Source organism: Pseudomonas azerbaijanoccidentalis (assembly GCF_019145495.1).
Classification (GTDB): Bacteria; Pseudomonadota; Gammaproteobacteria; order Pseudomonadales; family Pseudomonadaceae; genus Aquipseudomonas; species Aquipseudomonas azerbaijanoccidentalis.
This window is the reverse complement of sequence record NZ_JAHSTU010000004.1, coordinates 73,502-94,594: the sequence shown is the minus strand read 5'-3', so window position 1 is coordinate 94,594 and position 21,093 is coordinate 73,502. Positions and strand designations below refer to the sequence as shown.

Below are 21,093 nucleotides of genomic sequence, written 5' to 3'. Positions count from 1 at the left end.
TCGCGGGCAAGCCCGCTCCCACAGGTCATGCGTCGGTTTTGAAATCGCGCCAATCCTGTGGGAGCGAGCTTGCTCGCGATGAGGCCTGATCAGGCGCCGATAATCCCGCCATCCTCGCGGGTAATCGCCATCACCGAAGACCGCGGTTTGCCATTGGGCAAGTGCTCGGGGAAGGTCGAGCCACCGAATTCACCCGGGTGCTGAATCCCGATAAACAAGGTTTTCTGGTCCGGTGAGAAACTGATCCCCGTCACCTCGCAACCAATCGGGCCGACCATGAAACGGCGGATTTCCCCGGTCACCGGGTCGGCGCACAGCATCTGGTTGTTGCCCATGCCGGCGAAGTCTCCGGCATTGCTGGCATCGCCGTCGGTTTGAATCCACAACCGCCCGGCATTATCGAACGCCAGCCCGTCCGGGCTGTTGAACATGTTTTGCGGGGTGATGTTGGAAGAACCGCCCTTCGGTGTGCCGGCATGCACTTGCGGGTTGCCGGCCACCACAAACAGATCCCAGCCAAATGTTTTCGACCCGTGATCGTCGCGGTCGGTGCGCCAGCGCAGGATTTGCCCGTAGACGTTTTTCTCCCGCGGGTTCGGCCCGCCCACCGGTTGCCCGTCTTCGCCGCGTTTGGCGTTGTTGGTCAGCGTGCAGTAGACCTGGCCATCCTTGGGGCTGACCACGATCCATTCCGGGCGATCCATGCGCGTGGCTTTCACCACGCTGGCAGCCAGCCTCACATTGATCAGCACTTCGGCTTGATCGGCAAAACCGCTGCTGGCGTCGATGCCGTTTTTGCCGTGGGTCAGTTCGATCCATTCGCCCTGGCCTTTGGGGTGATCGGCATTGCTGTCACCGGCGTCGAACCGCGCCACGTACAAAGTGCCATGGTCGAGCAAGTCACGATTGGCCTTGGGGCTCTTGTGGTTGATCTTGTCGCGGCTGACGAACTTGTAGATGAATTCGCCGCGCTCGTCGTCGCCCATGTACACCACGGCATGGCCATCGCGGGTTTGCGCCAGTGCCGCGTTTTCATGTTTGAAACGGCCCAGCGCAGTGCGCTTGACCGGTGTCGATTTCGGGTCGAACGGGTCGATCTCTACCACCCAGCCGTGGCGGTTGAGTTCGTTGGGATTCTTGGCCAGGTCGAAACGCGGATCGTGTTGATGCCAATTAATCTCTTTACTAGTGACCACCGCGCCGTAGCGCTTTTGTGCGGCATCGAACTTCTGTTCGGCATTGCTGCTGCCAAAGCAGTCGGTGAAGTTTTCTTCGCAAGTCAGATAAGTCCCCCACGGGGTCATGCCGTTGGCGCAGTTCTGGAACGTGCCGAGGACGGTTTTGCCCTGTGGATCGGCGCTGGTTTTCAGCAAGGCGTGTCCGGCAGCCGGGCCACTCACGTTAATGGGCGAATTGCCGTGGATGCGCCGGTTGTAGCGCGAGTCCTGAACGAACTGCCAGTGGCCCTTCTTGCGTTGCACTTCAATCACCGACACGCCTTCGCTGGCCAGGGCTTTGCGCACGTCTTCAGAGGATTGCGGCATGCCGGCGTGGGGGAAGAGGTAACGGTAATTGGTGTATTCGTTGTTGATCGCCATCAGCGCGCGATCGTTGTCACCGGGAAAGGCGAACAGGCTCATGCCGTCGTTGTGGTCGCCGAACTGGACTTCCTGCTGCTCGGCACTGCCGTTGCCGCTCGGGTCGAACGCCGGGCCGTTTTTGTGCAGGGGCTGACCCCAGCTGATCAGCACTGAAGACTTGTAACCCGGCGGCAGGCTGATGCTGTCGGCGGTGGCGGCGGGAATGCTCTCAAAGCCCAGCAGTGTGCTGTTGCCAGCGCTGACACTGGCGGCCAGCACGCTGCGGCTCAAGAGGTTGCCGCCAAAAAACATCGCGGCGCCGCACAGGGCACCCGCGCTGATAAAGCCGCGACGGCTGAGGCCGACCATCTGTTCGAGGTCGGTCGACTGGTTTTCTTCTAATAGGCTCATTTCAGGCTCCCTGCGATTTGTGCAGTCACCTTAATGGCGAGAAATGAAGGTTTTGTTGCAGCGCGTTTACAGCGGAGTGCCCAGCAAGACCTGCGACGGCGAAAATTCGACCCGCACGGGTTTGCCGCAGGTCAGCCCCAGGGATTGCAAGTGCCAAGGTTCGGCCAAGGCGCACAGGGTCAAACCGTTCGGCAAAGTAATGCGCACTTCGCTGGGGCCGTCTTCGGCGTCGAGGATTTGCTCGATGGTGCCGATCAGGCAATTGTTTCCCGGGGTTGCGGGGGCGTCGCTGGCCATCAAGTCGAGCCAACCAGCCTTGATCAGGGCCACCACTTCGGTGCCGACTTGCAGGTCCAGTCGCTCGGTGCTGTCGTGGGTGATTTGCGCTTCGACGATCAGGTTTTCGGCCATCTCCAGGCGAATCAGGTCGTTGCGCCCCTGGGGTTCGATCGCTGCAACTTTGCCGTGCAATTGGTTGCGTGCGCTGGTGCGCAACATCAAGCGTCCAAGCAAATCCAGATCGCTGGCGTCTTCAGCCGCTTCCAGCACCTGAGCCTGCAAGGCCTGCAACTTCTGATACAGGCGCAATACGCGCTCGCCTTCGCTGGACAATTTGGCGCCACCACCGCCCTTGCCACCGACACTGCGCTCCACCAACGGTTTTTGCGCGAGGTTGTTCAGCTCATCAATGGCATCCCAAGCGGCCTTGTAGCTCAGCCCCGCGCTTTTTGCGGCGCGGGTGATCGACCCCTGCTCGGCAATGTGTTGCAGCAACGCAATGCGTTGCGGGCGGCGAACAATGTGTTGGGACAACAATGAAGGCAAGGACATGGCGAGGCGCTTTGGGCTGTGACGGTGGCAAGGACGTTGGCTGCTGAGAGGCTGGGAGTCAAGTCACGCCATAAATCCGGGTCAGGCTGTGTCTCCGGGTTTGGGTGTACGTGCCAGGCAATAAACGTCGACCCGTGCGGCACCGGCGTCCATCAATAGCTGGGCCAGAGCCTGCGCTGTGGCGCCGGTGGTCAGCACATCATCCACTAGCGCCAAATGCCGTCCCTTGAACGAGGCTTCGGGCGTGAGGGCGAAGGCGTTGCGCAGATTCTTTTTGCGCGCTTCGGCGTTGAGGTTTTGTTGCGCGCCGGTGTCTTGGGTCCTCACTAATGACCGCTCATCGCAGGGGATTTCCAGACTTTTACCAAGCCAGCGCGCCAGCATCGCAGCCTGATTGAATCCCCGTTGACGCAGTCGACGTGTAGCCAGTGGCACTGGCAGCAAAAAATCGGCTCGCGGTAGATCATCTTCGAAGTGATGTTGCAGGGCTTGGGCGAGAAGTTCGCCGAGCAGGTGGCCAAACGGCCATTTCGCGCTGTGTTTGAAGCGGGTAATCAAGCTGTCTATCGGAAAGTTGTAAGTCCAGGGGGCGATGACCTGTTCGAACGCCGGCGGTTGCGCCAGACATTGGCCGCAGGTCAGGCCTGCCGCGGGCAATGGCAAGGCGCAGCTTTGGCAATGGTCGCCGAGCCACGGCAGGTCGGTTTCGCAGGCCATGCAGATGGGGGCGGAACCATCGGCGGGTTCGCTACAGAGTAAGCAAATCTGTGTGTTTTTTAACCAGATGTAAACCTGTGCTTTGTTGTGTGGTTGACAGCGCATCGCTCTTCCTTAAATATGCCGAACATCCGTGTTGCGCCTGTGGGTATTCCGTTCTCCAGTCGCATGCCCAGCATAAATCAAAGGAAACGCCCATGAGCGCCAGCACCACTGCAACCCTGCGTCATGACTGGACTTTGGCCGAAGTCAAAGCACTCTTCGTTCAACCCTTCAATGACCTGCTGTTCCAGGCGCAGACGGTGCACCGCGCGCATTTCGACGCCAACCGCGTTCAGGTATCGACCCTGCTGTCGATCAAAACCGGCGCCTGCCCGGAAGATTGCAAATATTGTCCGCAGTCGGGTCACTACAACACTGGCCTGGAAAAAGAAAAACTGATGGAAGTGCAGAAGGTCCTCGAAGAGGCCGCTCGCGCCAAGGCCATCGGTTCGACCCGTTTCTGCATGGGCGCGGCGTGGAAACATCCGTCGGCCAAAGACATGCCTTACGTACTGAAGATGGTTGAAGGCGTGAAAGCGCTGGGCCTGGAAACCTGCATGACCTTGGGTCGCCTGGATCAGGACCAGACCGAAGCACTGGCCAAGGCTGGCCTCGACTACTACAACCACAACCTCGATACGTCGCCTGAGTTCTACGGCAGCATCATCACCACCCGCACCTACAGCGAGCGCCTGCAAACCCTGGCCTATGTGCGTGAGTCGGGAATGAAGATCTGTTCCGGCGGCATCCTCGGCATGGGCGAGTCGCTCGACGATCGCGCCAATCTGCTGATCCAGCTGGCCAACCTGCCGGAGCATCCGGAGTCGGTGCCGATCAACATGCTGGTGAAAGTCGCCGGTACGCCGCTGGAAAACGCTGAAGACATCGACCCGTTTGATTTCATCCGCATGCTCGCCGTCGCCCGGATCCTGATGCCGCAATCCCATGTGCGCCTGTCCGCCGGTCGCGAAGCGATGAACGAGCAGATGCAGGCCCTGGCGTTCTTCGCTGGCGCCAACTCGATTTTCTACGGCGAAAAACTGCTGACCACGGCCAACCCGCAGGCCGACAAAGACATGCAGCTGTTCTCGCGTCTGGGCATCCTGCCGGAAGCCCGTGAAGAGCACGCTGACGAAGTGCATCAAGCCGCGATCGAACAGGCGTTGGTGGAGCAGAAGAGCAGCGAGCAGTTCTATAACGCCGCCGTCTAAACGCCTCACCGGTTGTCTGTAGGCGCTGTCGAAGGCTGCGATCTTTTGAGCTTGATTTTTAAAGATCAAAAGATCGCAGCCTTCGGCAGCTCCTACACGGGGTCGTACCTCCTTCCTACTCGCGAGGCCTGCATGTCTTTCGATCTCGCCGCACGCCTTGCTGCCCGTCGTGCCGAAAACCTCTACCGCCAGCGCCCGCTGCTCGAAAGCCCGCAAGGGCCGCAAGTGGTGGTCGATGGCCAACCGTTGCTGGCGTTCTGTAACAACGATTACCTGGGCTTGGCCAATCACCCACAAGTCATTGAAGCCTGGCGCGCCGGCGCTTCGAAATGGGGCGTCGGTGGCGGGGCTTCGCATCTGGTGATCGGCCATGCCGGGCCGCATCACGCGCTCGAAGAAGCCTTGGCCGATCTCACCGGACGCCCGCGCGCGTTGCTGTTCACCACCGGTTACATGGCCAACCTCGGTGCGGTCACGGCATTGGTGGGGCAGGGCGACACGGTGCTGGAAGACCGGCTCAATCACGCATCGTTGCTGGATGCGGGGCTGTTGTCCGGTGCGCGGTTCAGTCGCTATCTGCATAACGATGCCGCGAGCCTGGCCAAGCGTCTTGAAAAAGCCATCGGCAATACCCTGGTGGTCACCGACGGCGTGTTCAGCATGGATGGCGACATTGCCGACCTGCCGGCGCTGGCCCGGGAAGCCAAGGCTAAAGGTGCGTGGCTGATGGTTGATGACGCGCATGGTTTCGGGCCGTTGGGTGCCAACGGTGGTGGCATCGTCGAGCATTTCGGTTTGAGCCAGGACGATGTGCCGGTCTTGGTCGGCACCCTCGGCAAGGCGTTCGGCACGGCCGGTGCTTTTGTCGCGGGCAGTGAAGAACTGATCGAAAGCCTGATCCAGTTCGCCCGCCCGTACATCTACACCACCAGCCAGCCGCCGGCATTGGCCTGCGCCACACTGAAAAGCCTCGAACTGCTGCGCACGGAACACTGGCGCCGCGAGCATCTGCAAACGCTGATCCGCCAGTTCCGCCGAGGCGCCGAACAGATTGGCCTGGAGCTGATGGACAGCTTCACGCCGATTCAACCGATCATGATTGGCGACGCCGGTCGCGCGGTGCGGTTGTCACAAATGTTGCGCGAGCGCGGGCTGATGGTGACCGCGATTCGTCCGCCGACCGTGCCCGCCGGCAGCGCCCGTTTGCGGGTGACCTTGAGCGCCGCCCATAGCGAGGCGCAGGTGCAGCTATTGTTAGAAGGACTGGCCGATTGTTTCGACCAACTGGGACCGGAGCCAAGCCATGCGTAATCGACTGATTCTGCTGCCTGGCTGGGGCCTTGGCGTTTCGCCGCTGGAGCCCTTGGCGGCAGCCTTGCAAGGGCTGGACGAACACTTGCGTGTGGAAATCGAGCCGCTGCCGGAACTGGAATCCAGTGACCTTGAAGAGTGGCTTGATGAGCTCGATTCGACGGTGCCCCAGGACGCCTGGCTCGGCGGCTGGTCATTGGGTGGCATGCTCGCTTCCGAGTTGGCGGCCCGGCGTGGCGATCGCTGCTGCGGTTTGTTGACGCTGGCGAGTAACCCTTCTTTTGTCGCCCATGATCAGTGGCCGAGCGCGATGCCGGGGGAAACCTTCGATGCGTTTTTGGCCGGTTGCGCTGCTGATCCGCGCGGGACTTTAAAGCGCTTTTCGCTGCTTTGCGCCCAAGGTGCCGAAGACCCTCGCGGGTTGTCACGGTTGTTGCTCGGCGGGGCGCCACACACGGCGGCACCGGTGTTGATGAGCGGCCTGGAAGTGCTGGCGCAACTTGATACTCGTCACGCCTTGCAAGCCTTTCGCGGTCCGCAACTGCATCTGTTTGGCGGTCTTGACGAACTGGTGCCTGCCGAGGCGGCGGGCGAGTTGCTGACGCTGACCCCGGATATCGAAATCGGTCTGATTGAACAGGCCGGCCACGCGTTTCTTCTGGAGGACCCCCACGGTGTAGCGGGGGCGATCCAGGCCTTTTTGCATGAGTCCGGTGATGACTGATTTATCCCTACCCAACCTGCCCGGTGGTTTGCCCGACAAGCGCCAGGTCGCGGCTTCTTTTTCCCGCGCGGCGGCGAGCTACGACAGCGTGGCTGAGCTGCAACGTGATGTGGGCAATCAATTGCTGCGCCGCTTACCCGCGCCGCTCGCGCCACAGCGCTGGCTTGACCTCGGTTGTGGCACCGGGCATTTCAGCCGTGCGCTGGGCGAGCGTTTCCCGCACGGTCACGGAGTGGCGCTGGACATCGCCGAGGGCATGCTCAATCACGCCCGGCCATTGGGTGGCGCTGCGCACTTCATCGCTGGCGACGCCGAGCGCCTGCCATTGCGTGATGCGACCTGTGACCTGATCTTTTCCAGCCTGGCTGTGCAGTGGTGTGCGGACTTCACGTCGGTACTCAGCGAAGCCCATCGGGTGCTGAAACCGGGCGGTGTTTTTGCATTTGCTAGTCTGTGCGTGGGAACGTTGTACGAGTTGCGCGACAGTTGGCGTCAGGTCGACGGCATGGTGCACGTCAATCGCTTCCGCGAGTTCGCTGTTTATCAACAGCTGTGCGCGGCCAGCGGCTTGCAGGTGGTCAGTCTGGAAAACCGTGCGCATGTATTGCATTACCCGGACGTGCGCAGCCTGACCCACGAACTGAAGGCTTTGGGTGCGCATAACCTCAATCCCGGACGGCCGGGCGGTTTGACCGGTCGAGCGCGGATTCTGGGTTTGGTTGAGGCTTATGAGCAATTTCGTCAGGCCCAAGGCCTGCCAGCGACTTATCAAGTGGTGTACGCCGTTTTGGAGAAACCCTTATGAGCGCAGCCTATTTCATCACGGGTACCGACACTGATGTCGGCAAAACCACGGTGGCCGCTGGCTTGTTGCATGCCGCGCGAACGGCTGGCCTGAGCACCGCAGCAGGCAAGCCGGTGGCGTCCGGTTGCACCGTGACTCCCAAGGGGCTGCGTAACGCCGATGCGCTGGCATTGTTGGCGGAGTGTTCGTTGCCGTTGACGTATCCACAGGTCAATCCGGTGGCCCTGGAACCGGCGATTGCGCCGCACTTGGCCGCGCGCGAAGCCGGCATCGCGCTAACCGTGCAATCTCTGGTTACGCCGATGCGGCAGATTCTGGACATGCAGGCCGATTTCACTTTGATCGAAGGGGCGGGCGGCTGGCGCGTGCCCTTGGCGGATCAGGACAACCTGTCGGATCTGGCGATGGCGCTGGGTCTGCCGGTGATTCTGGTGGTTGGCGTGCGTCTGGGCTGCATCAACCATGCGTTGCTCACGGCCGAAGCGATTGCCCGGGACGGTTTGCAACTGGCAGGTTGGGTGGCCAACATCATCGATCCTAAGACTTCGCGTCTGGAAGAAAACCTGGCGACTTTGGCCGAACGCATCCCGGCGCCTTGTCTGGGGCGGGTGCCCAAACTCAAGCTGGTAACGGCCGAAGCCGTGGCGGAACATCTGCAACTGGACCTGCTGGACTAGAATTTGCCTATGGCAAGGCACAGTGCCATTAGTGTTTTTGTCGGGCATTTTGTCAGCATGTCTGCTTCAATGAGTGTTGGTTATCCTTTGCAAGGACGAGTTCTCCCATGGAAATCTCAGGTAACACCGCTTTTTATGCCGGTCTGAGCACTATTCAGACAGGGCAGAACCGTGTTGATCAAGCCGCCGGGCAGATCGCCAACAACACCATCGAACGTTCGGTTACCAGCCAGTCCTCAGATGCTCAGGTCGATCGCCTGCGTTCAGTCGACCGCAGCCAGCAATCGGACCTGGCCAGCAACATGGTCGAGATGTCTCAGGGCAAACTCCAGGTTGAACTGGGCGTCAAGGTTGCCAAGGCATCCGACGAAGTGCTCGGAACGCTGATCGATACGTTTGCCTGATCTGCGACTGAAACCGCACTGCCAACGCCGCGATCATTCGCGGCGTTTTTCTGCGTAAGTCCTTCTCCCTAAACTAATCTTTCCTACACTGCGTGATGCTCTGTCAGCGGCGTTGCGCGGCTGCGCGCCTTGTATTCGCGTAAGTGATGACGAACGGCAAAAGATCGATGCTTGACAAGATTTGGGCGTAAACGTATGTTTCAAACAACTGTTTGACCGTCACAACAAATCCCCACGGTCGTTCATTCCCGGTTACATCAGCAGAGGTTTATCGCTATGCCTGACTACAAGGCCCCCTTGCGTGATATTCGCTTCGTACGTGACGAACTGCTCGGCTACGAAGCGCACTATCAGAGCCTTCCGGCTTGCGCAGACGCAACTCCGGACATGGTTGACGCCATTCTCGAAGAAGGCGCCAAGTTTTGTGAGCAGGTACTGGCTCCGCTGAACCGCGTGGGTGACACCGAAGGCTGCACCTGGAGCGAGTCCGGCGTTAAGACCCCGACTGGTTTCAAAGAGGCCTACAAGCAATTCGTCGAAGGCGGCTGGCCAAGCCTGGCGCATGACGTAGAGCACGGCGGCCAAGGCTTGCCGGAGTCTTTGGGTCTGGCCGTCAGCGAAATGGTTGGCGAGTCCAACTGGTCGTGGGGCATGTACCCAGGCCTGTCGCACGGCGCGATGAACACCATCTCCGAGCACGGCACCCCGGAACAGCAAGACGCCTACCTGACCAAACTGGTATCCGGCGAGTGGACCGGCACCATGTGCCTGACCGAGCCGCACTGCGGCACCGACCTGGGCATGCTGCGCACCAAGGCCGAACCTCAGGCCGACGGCTCCTACAAAGTTTCCGGCACCAAGATCTTCATCTCGGCCGGTGAACACGACATGGCTGACAACATCGTCCACATCGTGCTGGCCCGCCTGCCGGATGCACCGGCTGGCACCAAAGGCATTTCGCTGTTCATCGTGCCGAAGTTCCTGCCGAATGCAGACGGTTCGGTCGGCGCGCGTAACGCGGTGTCCTGCGGTTCCCTGGAACACAAGATGGGCATCCACGGCAACGCCACTTGCGTGATGAACTTCGACGCGGCCACCGGTTACCTGATCGGCCCGGCGAACAAAGGTCTGAACTGCATGTTCACCTTCATGAACACTGCACGCCTGGGTACCGCGCTGCAAGGTCTGGCCCACGCCGAGATCGGCTTCCAGGGCGGCCTGAAATACGCTCGCGATCGTCTGCAAATGCGCTCGCTGACTGGCCCGAAAGCGCCGGATAAAGCCGCTGACCCGATCATCGTGCACCCTGACGTACGCCGCATGCTGTTGACCATGAAGGCGTTCGCCGAAGGCAACCGCGCAATGGTTTACTTCACTGCCAAGCAAGTCGACATCGTCAAGTACGGCGTGGACGAAGAAGAGAAGAAGAAAGCCGACGCACTGCTGGCCTTCATGACGCCAATCGCCAAAGCCTTCATGACCGAAGTCGGTTTTGAATCGGCCAACCACGGCGTGCAAATCTATGGCGGCCACGGCTTCATCGCCGAGTGGGGCATGGAGCAGAACGTTCGCGACAGCCGCATTTCGATGTTGTACGAAGGCACCACCGGTATCCAGGCACTCGACCTGCTGGGCCGTAAAGTGCTGATGACTCAAGGCGAGGCCCTGAAAGGCTTCACCAAAATCGTCCACAAGTTCTGCCAGACCAACGAAGGCAACGAAGCGGTTCAAGAGTTCGTCGCACCGCTGGCTGCACTGAACAAGGAATGGGGCGAACTGACCATGAAGGTCGGTATGGCTGCCATGAAAGACCGCGAAGAAGTTGGCGCGGCCTCCGTGGACTACCTGATGTACTCCGGTTACGCCTGCCTGGCTTACTTCTGGGCTGACATGGCGCGCCTGGCTGCCGAGAAACTGGCTGCCGGCACTTCCGAAGAGGCGTTCTACACCGCCAAGCTGCAGACCGCGCGTTTCTACTTCCAGCGCATCCTGCCGCGTACCCGCACTCACGTTGCAACCATGCTGTCGGGCGCCAACAACCTGATGGACATGAAAGAAGAGAACTTCGACCTGGGCTACTAAGCCTTAAGGCAGTTCTTCAAAAAACCGCTGTTCCTTCGGGATCAGCGGTTTTTTTTGCATTTTGATCCCCCAACTGCGGGGCCAATTCCCCAGCATAAACGGTGAAGGGCCGCAGCGTGATCTCGTATTTATTGATGCAAAATGTTTCGAGATGGATGGCAAATTAATTGCACTGCGCAGATTAACCGGCGCTAACGAGAAATCCTGTCTTGTTCATCGAAGCCTCTCGCCCGGCGAATTCATTACAACAACAGTCAGGGTGAAGCACATGAGCATCTGTCGACTTGTTCGTTTAACCGTCTGGTTATCCTTCGTTTTCTCTACCGCCAGTGCAACGGCGGCCACGCCTGGCGAAGTGGACTTTCCCGTGCCGGAAGTGCCCAGCCTGCAATCGCTGCGCGGCATGACCCCGCCTGATCCGTCCGGGACCGAAGGCGGGCGCAAGGTCGATCTGATGACCGACTACGTGCTCAATCGCTCGGCGGCGATCCTGTTGGGCAAAGCGTTGTTCTGGGACATGGAGGTCGGCAGCGACAGCACCACCGCCTGCGCATCCTGCCACTACCACGCGGGCGTCGATCACCGGACCACCAACCAGATCAACCCCGGTCAGGCGCACACCAATGCCAACGTCTCGTCGATCTTCAACAAACCCTTCGTGGCATCGGATATTCCAGGCGACGTGCCTACCTACACGACCCGATCCGGCGGCAAGGGCGGCCCGAACTACCTGCTGAAAAAAGCCGATTTCCCGACCCACTTGCTGTCCGATCCACTGGATCGAAACTCGCCGATTGTCTATTCCTCCGACGATGTGATCGGCTCACAAGGCGTTTTCGACGCCAACTTCGTCAAGCCCAATCAGCCGCGTTTCGACAAGTGCATCCAGCAACCGGATGGCATCTTCCAGGTCGGCGGCATCAACGTCCGCCGCAGTACCGGGCGAAATGCGCCATCGGTGATCAACGCGGCGTTCAACGTGCGCAACTTCTGGGATGGCCGGGCCAACAACGTGTTCAATGGCTTCTCGCCGTTTGGCAATCGCGATCCCGATGCCGGGATTTATGTGACCAACGAACGCAGCACGACGGCGGTGAAAGTGCGACTGGCCCTCAACGACGCCTCGGCCGCCTCGCAAGCAGTAGGCCCTCCGGGCAGTGCGGTGGAGATGTCATGCGGCGGGCGCACCTTCGCCGACATCGGCCGGCGCATGCTCGACACGTTGATGCTCAAGCAGCAGCGCATCTCCTCCACCGACTCCGTGCTCGGCCCGGTGTCCGGTGCACGTCGGCCGACGTATCGCGAACTGATCAAAAACGCCTTCCAGCCTCGGTTGTGGAACGCTTCGCAAAATGTGCTGGTGGGCGGCGTGCCGTACACCCAGATGGAAGCCAACTTCCCGTTGTTCTTCGGCCTGGCGATTCAGATGTATGAAGCCACGCTGGTCTCCGATCAAGCACCGCTGGACGCCTACCTGCAGGGCGATCACACGGCCATGAACGATCAGCAAGTGCAGGGCATGAACCTGTTTCTGGGCAAGGGCAAGTGCGTCAATTGCCACGGTGGCGCGGAGCTGACCAATGCCGCTAGTCGTTTGCAGTTCCATCCCCGCGAGCGCATCGAGCGCATGGTCATGGCCGACAACCTGACCACGCTGTACGACAACGGCTTTTACAACACCGGTGTGCGTCCGACCTCGGAAGACCTGGCGCTGGGCGGTGCCGACGGCTGGGGCAACCCGCTGTCCTTCACCCGTCAATACAACACCGTGCTGCAAGGCGGGAAGATCCCTGACCCGCTGGACGTCGACGTCTGCACCTTCGAGGCGCCGTTGAGCACTGCAATTCCGTGTGATGCCACGCAACTGCCCAATGTGAATTTCCGCGATGCGGTCGATGGCGCGTTCAAGACACCGACGCTGCGCAACATCGCGCTGACCGGTCCGTACTTCCACAACGGCAGCCGCTCGACGTTGAAACAGGTCATGGAATTTTACAACCGTGGCGGCGACCGGCGCGGCGAGGATGCGAGCAACACCAGCGGATTTGAGCACCCGGCGGCCAACCAGCACAACGGCTCGAACCTTGACCCGGACATGATCAACCTGAACCTGACCCCTGATGAGCTAGAAGCAGTGGTCAAGTTCATGGAAGTCGGCTTGACCGACCCGAGGGTGGCATGGGAACGGGCGCCGTTCGATCATCCGTCGCTGGTGCTGCCACAGGGCCAGGTGGGTGATGAAAACACCGTCACACAAAAACCGGTCAGCGCGAAGATCACCACACGCCAGGCGCTGGACGCCAACATCCAGCTCAAGCCGATCGGGGCCGAAGGACGCAGACCTGAGGAAGGGCCGCTACAGCCGTTCAACAACGACATTTGAGGCGTTTTCCTCCTGCGTCACTGGCAGTCTCGATGCTGCCAGTGACGCTCTTTAAAAAATACCTCAGTAAAACACTCAGCAAGTCGGGGTTTCTGCCGTTACAGTGGTGGGCACAATGCCATCTTTTGATATGACGGGTCGGAGCTTTACCCTTGCCGCGTTCTTCCGCTGTACGTTTCAGTCATTTCCTACCGTCATTGCTTCTTTTGCTGGCGGGCCTCGCGGCTGCGTACGTCAAGGACCTGAACGTTTTCTTCACATCACTGTTCAACGTACTGCCAACCCTGGTCCTGCTGCTCGGCGGTGCCTACTGCGCGGTTTACCGACGCCAGCGTGAACTGTTTCTGATGGTCACGGTGTACATCGCCTACTTCCTGCTCGACACCCAAACCGACTTTTACCGCGACAACGGCAAGGTGCGCGAAGACGCGGCCGTGGTCTTCCATCTGTGTTGCCTGCTGCTGCCCTTGCTGTTTGGCGTGTTTGCGGCGTGGCAAGAGCGTACGCATCTGTTTCAGGACATGGTGGCGCGCTTTGCCGTGTTGCTGGCGGTGGGCAGCGTGGCATTGGGGCTGGAGCAGAGTTACCCGCAGGCATTATTGATGTGGTTGTCGGAGATCCGCTGGCCGGCCTTGCACGGTGCCTGGATGAGCCTGATCCAGTTGTCCTATCCGGTGTTCATCGCCTCGTTCGTGCTGTTGGCGTACCAATACTGGCGCAATCCGAGGCCGCTTCACGCCGCGCAGTTGGTGGGCTTGCTCGGTCTGTTCTGGATGTTGCCGAAAACCTTCATCCTGCCGTTTACCCTCAACATAATGTGCAGCCAGGTGATGCTGATGATCGCCGCCGCTGTTGCGCATGAAGCCTATCAAATGGCTTTCCGCGACGAGCTGACAGGGCTGCCGGGCCGTCGTGCGCTCAACGAACGCATGCAGCGGCTGGGGCGCAATTACGTGTTGGCCATGAGCGACGTCGATCATTTCAAGAAATTCAACGACACCCATGGTCATGATGTCGGCGATCAGGTGTTGCGGTTGGTGGCCAGCAAGCTGGGGAAAATTGGTGGCGGCGGTAAGGCGTATCGCTACGGCGGCGAGGAATTCGCCCTGGTGTTTGCAGGCAAAACTCTCGAAGAGTGTATGCCGCATCTGGAAGTCATTCGCGAATCCATCGCCACCTACAACATTCATCTGCGCAACCAGGACAGCCGTCCGCAGGATGACAGCCAGGGTCGCCAGCGCCGCGCAGGTTCCGGCGCTTCGAGCGTGTCGGTGACCGTCAGTATCGGTGTCGCCGAGCGACTTGAGCAGCGCACCCCGGAGGAAGTCCTCAAGTCTGCCGACCAGGCGCTGTACAGCGCCAAGGGCGCGGGCCGTAACTGCGTGATGGCGTTCGGTCAGAACCGTCGTGGCGCCGTGCGCATGGACGCCGCTACGGTTGAGTGATGATGGCGCATTCAGCGTCTGGACTGTGATTGTGAGGCGTGGTCGGCGGCAGTAGGTTGGGAAAATCTGCTGACGGAGAATGACCATGCCTGAGTACAAAGCTCCCCTGCGCGACATGCGCTTTCTGATCGACCACGTCTTCGATTTTCACGGCAACTACGCTGCGCTGGGGGCTACCGATGCCAGCCCGGACATGGTCGATGCGATCCTCGAAGAGGGCGCCAAATTCTGTGAGAACGTGCTCTCGCCCCTCAACCGCAGCGGCGACGAAGAGGGCTGCCATTTCGACAATGGTGTCGTCACAACGCCTACAGGTTTCAAGCAGGCTTTCGCACAATACGTGGAAGGTGGCTGGCATGGTCTGGCGGCAGATCCGGCTTACGGCGGCCAGGGCTTGCCCAGCTCTCTGGGCCTGGTGATCAGCGAAATGGTCGGATCCAGCAATACCTCCTGGGGCATGTACCCCGGCCTGACCCACGGCGCCATGTCGGCCATCCACGCCCATGGCACCGAAGAGCAGAAGCAGACGTACCTGAGCAAACTTACCGCCGGCCAATGGACCGGCACCATGTGCCTGACCGAAGCCCATTGCGGCACCGACCTGGGCATCATCAAGACGCGCGCCATCCCTCAGGCCGACGGCAGCTACGCGATTTCCGGCAGCAAGATTTTCATCTCTGCCGGTGAGCACGACATGAGCGGCAACATTATCCATCTGGTGCTGGCGAAACTGCCGGATGCACCCGCCGGGACCAAAGGCATTTCGCTGTTCATCGTGCCCAAGTGTTTGCCCGACACAACGGGTGAAGCGGGCGAGCGTAATGGCGTTTCCTGCGGCTCGATCGAACACAAGATGGGCATCAAGGCTTCGGCCACCTGCGTGTTGAACTTCGACGACGCCAAGGGCTTTTTGATCGGTGAGCCGAACAAGGGCCTGAACTGCATGTTCACCATGATGAACCACGCGCGGCTGGGCACCGGCATGCAAGGGTTGTGTCTGGGCGAGGCGAGTTTCCAGGGCGCGATCAAGTACGCCAACGACCGTTTGCAGATGCGCTCGCTAACCGGCCCGAAAGCCCCGGAGAAAGTGGCTGACCCGATCATCGTGCACCCCGATGTTCGACGGATGTTGCTGACCATGAAGGCCTTCAACGAGGGCAACCGCGCGCTGACCTACTTCACCGCGCAGTTGCTGGATGTCGCGCACCTGAGCGCGGATGAAGCGGCGCGCCAGGACGCCGAAGACCTGCTGGCGTTCCTCACGCCGATCTGCAAAGCCTTCATGACCGACACCGGCCTGGAGGTGACCAACCACGGCATGCAGGTGTTTGGTGGGCACGGTTTCATCCGTGAGTGGGGCATGGAGCAACTGGTTCGTGACTGTCGGATCGCGCCTATCTATGAAGGCACCAATGGCATACAGGCACTGGACCTGCTGGGGCGTAAGGTCTTGGGCAGTCAGGGTAAACTGCTGCGGGGCTTTACCAAAATCGTCCACAAATTCTGTGCGACGAACGCCGCACATCCGCAGCTGGCGGTCTACGTCGCTCAGCTCAACGAATTGAACCGGCAGTGGGGCGAGTTGACCACCCAGGTTGGCATGGCCGCGATGAAAAACCCGGATGAAGTGGGTGCCGCGTCGGTGGATTACTTGATGTACAGCGGCTACATCATCCTCGGCTATCTGTGGCTGCGGATGGCGTTGGTGGCGCAGGCACAGTTGGAGTCCGGCAGCGGTGATGCTGATTTCTGTCGAGGGAAATTGGCAACCAACGCGTTTTACTTCAAGCGACTGTTGCCACGTACCGCCGCTCATCGGGCGGCCATTGAGGCGGGCAGCGATTGCCTGATGCAGCTGCCAGCAGAGTTGTTTGCGCTTTAGTCATGTAAATCCGTTACTAAAGAAGCTCGCCTTGTGCGGGCTTTTTTGTTGGTGACTAAAAATAACAAAAAGGTCATGAGCTGACCCTATGTGTCGCAAAAGTTGTTGGGGTACACTCCGACCCAACGAATACACTACTCCTGTGAATCACCTGTTTAGATCTTGCGAGGTTTGCCATGGCTGACTACAAAGCGCCCCTGCGCGATATGCGCTTCGTCCTCAATGAAGTTTTCGAGGTCGCCAAACTCTGGGCCGAGTTGCCGGCGTTGGCGGATTCTGTCGATGCTGAAACTGTCGAAGCCATTCTCGAGGAGGCCGGCAAGGTCACCAGCAAAAGCATCGCGCCGCTGAGCCGTGCCGCTGACGAAGAAGGTTGCCACTGGGCGGACGGTGCCGTCACCACGCCGGCAGGTTTCCCACAGGCGTATCAGACCTACGCTGAAGGCGGTTGGGTCGGTGTCGGTGGCGATCCTGCCTACGGCGGCATGGGCATGCCCAAGGCTGTATCGGCGCAGGTCGAGGAAATGGTCAATTCCGCCAGCCTGTCGTTTGGCCTGTATCCGATGCTGACCGCCGGCGCTTGCCTGTCGATCAACGCCCACGCCAGCGAAGAGCTGAAAGCCGCGTTCCTGCCCAACATGTACGCCGGTGTCTGGGCCGGTTCCATGTGCCTGACCGAGCCGCACGCCGGCACCGACCTGGGCATTATTCGCACCAAGGCCGAACCTCAGGCCGACGGTTCCTACAAGGTCAGCGGCACCAAGATCTTCATTACCGGTGGTGAACACGATCTGACCGAAAACATCATTCACCTGGTGCTGGCCAAACTGCCGGACGCGCCAGCGGGTCCGAAAGGCATTTCGCTGTTCCTGGTGCCGAAGTTCATGGTCAATGCCGATGGCAGCCTGGGCGCGCGCAACCCGGCGAACTGCGGTTCGATCGAACACAAGATGGGCATCCAGGCGTCCGCGACCTGCGTGATGAACTTCGACGAAGCTGTCGGTTACCTGGTCGGCGAGCCGAACAAAGGCCTGGCGGCGATGTTCACCATGATGAACTACGAACGTCTGGGCGTCGGTATCCAGGGCCTCGCCACCGGCGAGCGCTCTTATCAAAATGCGGTGGAATACGCCCGCGACCGTCTGCAAAGCCGTTCGCCAACCGGCGCGCAGAACAAGGACAAGGTTGCCGACCCGATCATCGTCCACCCGGACGTTCGTCGCATGTTGCTGACCATGAAAGCCTCGAATGAAGGCGGTCGTGCGTTTTCCACTTACGTCGCCATGCAACTGGACACTGCCAAGTTCAGTGAAGACGCCGCGACCCGCAAGCGTGCAGAAGACCTGGTGGCGTTGCTGACGCCAGTGGCCAAGGCCTTCCTGACTGACCTCGGTCTGGAAACCACGGTTCACGGCCAGCAGATTTTCGGCGGCCATGGCTACATCCGTGAGTGGGGCCAGGAACAACTGGTGCGTGACGTGCGCATCACCCAGATCTACGAAGGCACCAACGGCATTCAGGCACTGGACCTGGTCGGGCGCAAGATCGTCGGTAGCGGCGGGGCGTTCTACAACCTGTTCGCCGACGAGATTCGTCACTTCACGGCCACTGCCAGCGCCGATCTGGCGGAGTTCACCAAGCCATTGAACGACGCGGTGACCACCCTCGACGAACTGACTGCGTGGCTGCTCGACCGGGCGAAATCCAACCCGAATGAAATCGGCGCCGCATCGGTCGAGTATCTGCAAGCCTTTGGCTACGTCGCTTACGCCTACATGTGGGCACTGATGGCAAAAGCCGCTTTCGGCAAAGAAGCGCAGGACGATTTCTACGCGAGCAAACTGGGCACGGCGCGGTTCTATTTCGCACGCCTACTGCCGCGTATTCACTCGTTGAGCGCGTCTGTGAAGGCCGGGAGTGAGTCGCTTTTCCTGCTGGATGCGGCACAGTTCTGACAATGTAACGTCATGTAAGCATTCTCTTACATGACGTGCTGCTTATCTCCCATAGAAGCAAATTGGATCCACGGCTAATCTACTTCACATGGACGTAGCGCAGGAAGCGCAAAAGCAACAACACGGACACGTAGGATTCTGCCAGGACGGCGGAGTGAAATGGATGTCAGGGAAACAGTCTGCAAAGCCCCGCTTCGGCGGGGTTTTCTTATGCCTGCGAAAAAGTATTCAGCTCAGTCCATCCAGTGCCGGCGGACTGTTCAAGCGTTCATCCGGCCGATTGATCACCTCTTCCAGCAACGTACGTAACAACGTCATCGACGCTTGTTGCCGTTGCACATCACGACACACCAAACCCACTTTCAACGGCACCCGCGGTTCACTGAGCGGTTTCCACAGCAGTTCATGGTTGCCATGGGTCTTTTGCGAACGCCCCGGCAACACCGTCGCCAGTCGCGTATGCGGCAGGCTGTCGAGAATGCCCGCCATGTTGTTCAACTCAGCCTGTACCTGGGGGCGTCGTCCCAAATTGGCCAGTTGCGCCTGCCAAATCTGGCGAATCTGAAACTCTTCGCCCAAGAGCAGCATGGGCAATTCGGCAGCTTGGCTCATCGAAACTTTCTTGAATTCCCGCAAAGGGTGTTCCGCCGGGATGACAAGCGTCAGCTCGTCTTCGTACAGCATCACCCCGTGCAGCCCAGGTTGCCGGGGCGGCAGGTAACTAATGCCGATGTCCAGCGAACCATTGAGCAACCGTCGTTCGATTTCCAGACCGGTCAGTTCATAGATCTGCACCACCAGATGCGGCTGGGCCTTACGCACGCGTTCGAGCATCTGTGGCACCAGGCTGGTATGCACCGTTTGCAAAACCCCGATGGCCAGTGTTCGCAGTGCTTGCCCCTTGAAGTTACCCAACGCCTCACGCGCCCGTTGCATGCCATCAAGCAAGGGCAAAGCGTGGTTGTACAGCGTATGGGCCGCCAGCGTCGGCAACAGGCGTTTGCTGCTGCGTTCGAACAGGCTCACATCGAGGTTTTGTTCGAGTTGGCGGATCTGTTGGGACAGTGCCGGTTGAGAGATCGACAGCCGTTCGGCAGCCCGGCCAACATGGCCCTCTTCATACACCGCGACGAAATAACGCAGTTGCTTGAAATCCATAAGTAATACTTATCGAAAATGCTGGTAAATCGAAATGGCTCAACGCCTGGTCAGACGCCTAGTCTAACCGCATTCACAAGGCTTACAGGGCCACAGACCACGATGAATACCGTTTGCTTTGATGGTGTTTACATAGGTAACGCAAAAAACCTGCATCGAGGGTTGAACCCATGAATCTGTTCAACCTGCGCCGTCCTTCGCCATGTCTTGATGACCTGATCGCGGACAATTCCTTTGCCTCCAGGCACGACAACCTTTCCAGTGAGTGCCTGATGCCCAGTGTCGAGCGGCCCCAACAGGTTTTTGTTCGCGGCCAGGGTTCATGGTTGTGGGACAGCGATGAACGCGCTTACCTGGATTTTTCCCAGGGCGGCGGGGCGAATTGCCTCGGCCACAGTCCAAAGGCACTGGTCAATGCCATCACCGCGCAAGCGCAGGCACTGATCAACCCCGGCTCCGGCCTGCATAACCGCGGCATGCTTAATCTCGCTGAACGTTTGTGTCTCAGCACTGGCAGCGACCAGGCGTATTTACTCAACACGGGCAGCGAAGCCTGTGAGGCGGCAATCAAACTGGCGCGTAAGTGGGGCCAACAACATCGCGGCGGTGCTTCGCGGATCATCGTTGCCAATAAGGGTTGTCATGGCCGTAGTCTGGCGACGATTTCAGCGTCGGACAGTTCGACACTGGCCAACCGATTCGAGCCGCAGTTGCCGGGCTTCAGTCATGTGCCTTTCAATGACCTCCCGGCTCTGCACGCCGCTGTCGATGAGCGGACCGTGGCAATCATGCTCGAACCGATCCAGAGCGAAGCCGGGGTGGTTCCAGCGACGGCGCATTATTTCAAGGGCGTCGAGCGAATGTGTCGCGACCTTGGCATCCTGTTGATCCTCGACGAAGTGCAAACCGGCATCGGTCGTTGCGGCACTTTGCTTGCCGAACAATCCTACGGTGTGCGCGCCGATATCGTCATCCTCGGCAAAGGGCTGGGCGGTGGCGTTCCCCTCGCGGCGCTGTTGGCGCGGGGCAAGGCTTGTTGTTTCGAGACCGGCGAACTGAGTGGCACCCATCATGGCAATGCACTGATGACCGCGGCGGGGCTGGCCGTACTCGACAGCGTGCAGGACAAAGGATTTCTCGAACATGTCGGCGAAACGGCTCAGCACCTGCGCGAAGGTTTGCAGCGTCTGTCCCATCGCTACGGCCATGGCGAACTGCGCGGGCAAGGACTGCTTTGCGGGCTGACCTTGTCAGATGAATCTGCCGATGCAGTGGTCAACGCAGCTTTGTATGAAGGCTTGCTGCTCAACGCCCCGCAACCCGACTGCCTGCGCTTCACTCCCGCACTGACCGTCAGCAAGGCCAACATCGACGAAATGCTCCTGCGCCTGGCCCGCGCCTTCTCCCGCGTACGCACCGCACAACTGCAGTGCCGCAAAGGGATCGCCGTCTGAACAGACGCGCCCTACAGAATT

Annotated in this window: 16 protein-coding genes; 12 read left to right on the top strand and 4 right to left on the bottom strand. The window is 59.7% G+C overall.

Annotated elements, in window-relative coordinates:
- Positions 1–89 precede the first annotated feature (89 nt).
- The 3 genes from KVG88_RS14610 to KVG88_RS14600 form a co-directional block, all read right to left on the bottom strand.
- Entirely contained in the window at positions 90–1,991 is a 1,902-nt protein-coding gene (locus KVG88_RS14610) for a PhoX family protein (protein WP_217871885.1), read from the bottom strand.
- Between the two features lie 66 nt (positions 1,992–2,057).
- Positions 2,058–2,822, bottom strand: a complete 765-nt coding sequence (locus KVG88_RS14605; protein ID WP_217871884.1) for a TOBE domain-containing protein — start codon at positions 2,820–2,822, stop codon at positions 2,058–2,060.
- An 81-nt stretch (positions 2,823–2,903) separates the two neighbouring features.
- Positions 2,904–3,644, bottom strand: coding sequence for a ComF family protein (locus tag KVG88_RS14600; RefSeq protein WP_217871883.1), 741 nt, complete (start codon positions 3,642–3,644; stop codon positions 2,904–2,906).
- Positions 3,645–3,736: 92 nt separating this feature from the next.
- Here KVG88_RS14600 and bioB point away from each other — a divergent pair, with 92 nt between their 5' ends.
- The 11 genes from bioB (at position 3,737) to KVG88_RS14545 (ending at position 18,460) form a co-directional block, all read left to right on the top strand.
- Entirely contained in the window at positions 3,737–4,792 is a 1,056-nt protein-coding gene (gene bioB / locus KVG88_RS14595; RefSeq protein ID WP_150703870.1) for a biotin synthase BioB, read from the top strand.
- A 132-nt stretch (positions 4,793–4,924) separates the two neighbouring features.
- Positions 4,925–6,103 carry an 8-amino-7-oxononanoate synthase gene (gene bioF, locus KVG88_RS14590; protein WP_217871882.1) on the top strand — a complete coding sequence of 393 codons (1,179 nt, stop codon included), beginning with the start codon at positions 4,925–4,927 and terminating at the stop codon, positions 6,101–6,103.
- Positions 6,096–6,827: an alpha/beta fold hydrolase gene (locus tag KVG88_RS14585; RefSeq protein WP_217871881.1), complete on the top strand. Its 732-nt coding sequence runs from the start codon at positions 6,096–6,098 to the stop codon at positions 6,825–6,827. Before bioF ends, KVG88_RS14585 begins: the two co-directional genes overlap by 8 nt.
- Positions 6,820–7,632 carry a malonyl-ACP O-methyltransferase BioC gene (gene bioC / locus KVG88_RS14580; protein WP_150703867.1) on the top strand — a complete coding sequence of 271 codons (813 nt, stop codon included), beginning with the start codon at positions 6,820–6,822 and terminating at the stop codon, positions 7,630–7,632. The genes KVG88_RS14585 and bioC overlap by 8 nt, the downstream gene beginning before the upstream one ends.
- Positions 7,629–8,309 (top strand): dethiobiotin synthase, encoded by a 681-nt coding sequence (gene bioD, locus KVG88_RS14575; protein WP_130930290.1) that lies wholly within the window; start codon positions 7,629–7,631, stop codon positions 8,307–8,309. The genes bioC and bioD overlap by 4 nt, the downstream gene beginning before the upstream one ends.
- Positions 8,310–8,416: 107 nt before the next feature.
- Positions 8,417–8,713 carry a pyrroloquinoline quinone biosynthesis protein PqqE gene (locus tag KVG88_RS14570; RefSeq protein ID WP_150703866.1) on the top strand — a complete coding sequence of 99 codons (297 nt, stop codon included), beginning with the start codon at positions 8,417–8,419 and terminating at the stop codon, positions 8,711–8,713.
- 276 nt (positions 8,714–8,989) lie between these two features.
- Positions 8,990–10,795 carry a phenylacyl-CoA dehydrogenase gene (locus KVG88_RS14565; RefSeq protein ID WP_150703865.1) on the top strand — a complete coding sequence of 602 codons (1,806 nt, stop codon included), beginning with the start codon at positions 8,990–8,992 and terminating at the stop codon, positions 10,793–10,795.
- Positions 10,796–11,063: 268 nt separating this feature from the next.
- Positions 11,064–13,178: a cytochrome-c peroxidase gene (locus KVG88_RS14560; RefSeq protein WP_217871880.1), complete on the top strand. Its 2,115-nt coding sequence runs from the start codon at positions 11,064–11,066 to the stop codon at positions 13,176–13,178.
- A gap of 152 nt (positions 13,179–13,330) precedes the next feature.
- A complete protein-coding gene (locus KVG88_RS14555) occupies positions 13,331–14,623 on the top strand; it encodes a GGDEF domain-containing protein (RefSeq protein WP_150703863.1) in 1,293 nt (430 codons plus the stop codon).
- Positions 14,624–14,708: 85 nt separating this feature from the next.
- Entirely contained in the window at positions 14,709–16,505 is a 1,797-nt protein-coding gene (locus KVG88_RS14550; protein WP_217871879.1) for an acyl-CoA dehydrogenase C-terminal domain-containing protein, read from the top strand.
- A gap of 176 nt (positions 16,506–16,681) precedes the next feature.
- Positions 16,682–18,460, top strand: a complete 1,779-nt coding sequence (locus KVG88_RS14545) for an acyl-CoA dehydrogenase C-terminal domain-containing protein (protein WP_217871878.1) — start codon at positions 16,682–16,684, stop codon at positions 18,458–18,460.
- A 228-nt stretch (positions 18,461–18,688) separates the two neighbouring features.
- Here KVG88_RS14545 and KVG88_RS14540 read toward each other — a convergent pair whose 3' ends face one another.
- Entirely contained in the window at positions 18,689–19,618 is a 930-nt protein-coding gene (locus KVG88_RS14540) for a LysR family transcriptional regulator (protein WP_217871877.1), read from the bottom strand.
- A gap of 170 nt (positions 19,619–19,788) precedes the next feature.
- Between KVG88_RS14540 and KVG88_RS14535 the strand changes: the two genes are divergently transcribed.
- On the top strand, positions 19,789–21,072 hold the full coding sequence (locus KVG88_RS14535; protein WP_217871876.1) for an aspartate aminotransferase family protein: 1,284 nt from the start codon (positions 19,789–19,791) through the stop codon (positions 21,070–21,072).
- Positions 21,073–21,093 lie beyond the last annotated feature (21 nt).

Excerpts from the sequence above, each read along its gene's own strand:
- bioB (WP_150703870.1), top strand. The coding sequence starts at position 3,737 with ATGAGCGCCAGCACCACTGCAACCCTGCGTCATGACTGGACTTTGGCC.
- KVG88_RS14535 (WP_217871876.1), top strand. The coding sequence starts at position 19,789 with ATGAATCTGTTCAACCTGCGCCGTCCTTCGCCATGTCTTGATGACCTG.
- KVG88_RS14605 (WP_217871884.1), bottom strand. The coding sequence starts at position 2,822 with ATGTCCTTGCCTTCATTGTTGTCCCAACACATTGTTCGCCGCCCGCAA.
- bioD (WP_130930290.1), top strand. The coding sequence starts at position 7,629 with ATGAGCGCAGCCTATTTCATCACGGGTACCGACACTGATGTCGGCAAA.
- KVG88_RS14540 (WP_217871877.1), bottom strand. The coding sequence starts at position 19,618 with ATGGATTTCAAGCAACTGCGTTATTTCGTCGCGGTGTATGAAGAGGGC.
- KVG88_RS14565 (WP_150703865.1), top strand. The coding sequence starts at position 8,990 with ATGCCTGACTACAAGGCCCCCTTGCGTGATATTCGCTTCGTACGTGAC.
- bioC (WP_150703867.1), top strand. The coding sequence starts at position 6,820 with ATGACTGATTTATCCCTACCCAACCTGCCCGGTGGTTTGCCCGACAAG.
- KVG88_RS14570 (WP_150703866.1), top strand. The coding sequence starts at position 8,417 with ATGGAAATCTCAGGTAACACCGCTTTTTATGCCGGTCTGAGCACTATT.
- bioF (WP_217871882.1), top strand. The coding sequence starts at position 4,925 with ATGTCTTTCGATCTCGCCGCACGCCTTGCTGCCCGTCGTGCCGAAAAC.
- KVG88_RS14600 (WP_217871883.1), bottom strand. The coding sequence starts at position 3,644 with ATGCGCTGTCAACCACACAACAAAGCACAGGTTTACATCTGGTTAAAA.
- KVG88_RS14610 (WP_217871885.1), bottom strand. The coding sequence starts at position 1,991 with ATGAGCCTATTAGAAGAAAACCAGTCGACCGACCTCGAACAGATGGTC.
- KVG88_RS14585 (WP_217871881.1), top strand. The coding sequence starts at position 6,096 with ATGCGTAATCGACTGATTCTGCTGCCTGGCTGGGGCCTTGGCGTTTCG.
- KVG88_RS14550 (WP_217871879.1), top strand. The coding sequence starts at position 14,709 with ATGCCTGAGTACAAAGCTCCCCTGCGCGACATGCGCTTTCTGATCGAC.
- KVG88_RS14545 (WP_217871878.1), top strand. The coding sequence starts at position 16,682 with ATGGCTGACTACAAAGCGCCCCTGCGCGATATGCGCTTCGTCCTCAAT.
- KVG88_RS14560 (WP_217871880.1), top strand. The coding sequence starts at position 11,064 with ATGAGCATCTGTCGACTTGTTCGTTTAACCGTCTGGTTATCCTTCGTT.